Source organism: Roseibium sp. RKSG952 (assembly GCF_009711355.1).
Map to the genome: position 1 here is coordinate 1 of NZ_SMMF01000305.1, position 544 is coordinate 544.

Genomic DNA, 544 nt, shown 5'->3' on the forward strand with positions numbered 1-544 from the left:
GTGCACCATGACCGAAACATGCGGTTTTGCGTCACGACCGGGACGCTCTGTTGCGGCAAAGGCGGACACATAGGCTTCGATCTTTTCGCTCAAGGCCTCCGGAGACGTCAACGCCAGAAAGGTCAAAAGATTGAGTTGATTGGTACCCGCCTCGACAAAACTCTCCCGATTGCCCGCCGCAGTCAGCCAGATCGGGATCTCTTCTTGCACCGGCAGAGGCCGGATCCGCACCGAGAAGTCCTCCGTGCCATTGGAAAAGGACACCGCCTCACCGCGCCACAGGGCCCGCAGGACGGGAAGCATCTCCATCATCCGCGCCTTGCGGCCCTCGTGTCCCCCCGGCATCAGGATGAAATCGCGGGCATGCCAGCCGGAGGCGATCGAAAAGCCGACCCGGCCATTCGACAGGCTGTCGATCATCGCCCAGTCCTCGGCAACCCGCACCGGATGATGCAACGGCAGGACCACACTGCCGGCCCGGATGGAAATCCGGCTCGTTCTTGCGGCAAGTGCGGCACTGGTCACCACCGGGCTCGGATAGTGG

Annotated in this window: 1 protein-coding gene; it reads right to left on the reverse strand. The window is 62.5% G+C overall.

Translation table 11 applies throughout. The annotated features are described in order from the left end of the window. Window positions 1-544: LLM class flavin-dependent oxidoreductase (locus E1297_RS00820; protein WP_155132698.1), on the reverse strand; the 544-nt coding region annotated here is incomplete at both ends.